Below are 2,200 nucleotides of genomic sequence, written 5' to 3' on the forward strand. Positions count from 1 at the left end.
GATGGCGCCGGATTGGTTGGATGCGTTGTGGTTGGGGTTGGTGGCGCGGGATCGTGGGTTGTTGGATGTGTTGCGGGGTTTCGAGGTGGAGTGGATGCGGGCGTCGGTGGGTGTGGGGGCGTGGGTGGAGCCGGTGGCGGTGGAGTGGGCGCGGGCATGGCAGATGTTGTTGCGGGGTGAGCGGGGTGAGCCGGTGGCGCAGCAGGTGTTGGAGGTGATGCGGTTGACCGATACGGAGGGGTTGGATCGGAGTTCGGCTGAGGCGATGTTGCAGACGATTTGGCCGTCGGTGCGGTTGTTGTGGGATGTGGTGTCGGGGAGCCGTAGTGAGTTTCGGGGTGATGTGCGGACGGCGTTGGAGGGGAATAAGGAGTATTACACGCGGCCGGTGGAGAATCGGGTGCGTGAGGAGGAGGGTTTTGTGCCGTGGGGGATTTTGGGTCCGGTGTGCGCGGCGGTGGATTCGGATTTCGAGGTGGGGGTGGAGTCGCAGTATTTGCCGGCGGCGTTGTTGTACGAGCGTCGGGATCGGTTGCGGTAGCCGCTGCTCATCCAGGGCTGCTCATCCAGGTCGGTCGATGGGCCAGCGCGAGGAGCCGGCATTACGGGCGTGGTTGCAGGAGTGGTCGGATCAGAAGGAGGTTCGGTATGGTGCCGCGGGATTTGGATGAGTTGGTGGAGGGGTTTGCTGAGGCGTTGCCGGTGTTTTGGCAGGGGCCGGTGTGTGGTGATGAGCATGTGGCGGAGTTTGGTGGTGTGGTGCCGGATGTGTTGGTCAAGTTGTGGCGGCGGGTGGGGTTTTCGGGGTTTTTGGATGGTGCGATGTGGTTGGTGGATCCGTTGCAGTGGGCGGCTGCGTCGGAGGAGATGTTGCGGGGTGTGAAGGTGTCGTTTTTGGAGCCGGGTTCGTTGTTGGTGCCGGTGGCGCGGAGTGCGTTTGGGGAGGTGTGGTTTTGGAGTCCTGGTCATGGGGTGTGTTTGTCCGTCGCGCCGGCAACCGGTCAGTTTTGGTCGAGGCATGCGCAACGTTCCAACCCGGAATCGGCGGCGTTTGCCTGGTTCTCGGGCATGCAGGATCGCGCAATGGATATTTATGATACTGCTGATCGTGGATTGTTTATGCAGGCGTTGGAGCGGTTGGGGCCGGTGGGGCCGGATGAGTGTTATGGGTTTGTGCCGTCGATTCTGTTGGGGGGGCCGGCGGAGGTAAGCCATATTCAGAAGGTGAAGGTGCGTGAGCATTTGTTTGTGTTGGACAAGATTCGTCGGGGTGAGTTCACGGCGGAGGTGGGTCCTCGGCTGACGGATGTTGATCCGGAGGCTGCGGGTGCGGCTGGTGGTGGGGTGGTTCCGGTTGAGTCTGGTGGGGTGGGTGATTTGTCGGTGCCTGCTGATGAGGTGGATGCGCGGGTCGGCAATATGGCGAGTTTGGTGCGTCGGTTTGCGGAGGGGGTTCGGGAGTTGGCGTCGGATGAGGATGGAACGTGGCAGGCGGTGGTGTGCACGCTGGTGCGCAATGGCGCTGTAGGTTACGCGTTGTCGACTGCGATTTACACGCCTGCGGGTGCGTGGCGCGTGGTGATGTTGATTCATGAGGATGTGAATCGCCGGTTGCGTCTGTTGGGGCGTGAGATCCTTGACCGGGAGCCGGATTGGTCGGGAATGAAGGTTACGATTTTTGCTGGTGGCCGGTTTCAGGTGGAATACTTGTTTGATGAGTTGGAGGCGTTGGGGTGGACGTCGGAGATAGAGGGCGGGGTGTCGCGTGCTGAATTGCCGGATATTTTGCGTCCGGAGGGTTTCTGAGGCTGGTGGATTGGCTGATGGTGGATATTGAGCGGTGGCACGAGTGGGACCCGGGTTATGTAACGATGAGGCTCGATGGCGCTCGGGAGGATGTTGAATTCTATTTGGAGTTGGACCGTCCGTGGAATAGCGATCGGATTCATAGTCTTCAGGATGAGTTGCTGAATACGTGTGTGTGGTCGTTGGTGGGTTCGGGTGGTGTGGTGGGGGAGGAGGTGTGGTCGTCGTTGGATGCGGCGTGTGAGGTGGCGCGGGTGCAGTTTGCGCGGGCGTCGTTGCCGAAGGGTGAGCATCGGTTGTCGTTTGAGGTGTTGGGCCGGGAGTTTGAGACGGGGTCGTCGGGTCCGAATCCGCGGACGATGGCGCCGGATTGGTTGGATGCGTTGTGGTTGGG

The 2,200-nt window shown here is 61.0% G+C and carries 2 protein-coding genes and 1 pseudogene; all 3 read left to right on the plus strand.

The genetic code is table 11. The features are described 5' to 3' along the window. Positions 1-541: immunity 49 family protein (locus tag ACLQ3C_RS21340; protein WP_425707098.1), on the plus strand; the 541-nt coding region annotated here is incomplete at its 5' end. A 107-nt stretch (positions 542-648) separates the two neighbouring features. After that, entirely contained in the window at positions 649-1,806 is a 1,158-nt protein-coding gene (locus ACLQ3C_RS21345) for a GAD-like domain-containing protein (protein WP_425707099.1), read from the plus strand. A 17-nt stretch (positions 1,807-1,823) separates the two neighbouring features. Then, positions 1,824-2,200: pseudogene (locus ACLQ3C_RS21350) on the plus strand (hypothetical protein); the annotation flags it as partial.

The sequence above is a fragment of the Gordonia sp. DT30 genome, assembly GCF_049844915.1.
GTDB lineage: Bacteria > Actinomycetota > Actinomycetes > Mycobacteriales > Mycobacteriaceae > Gordonia.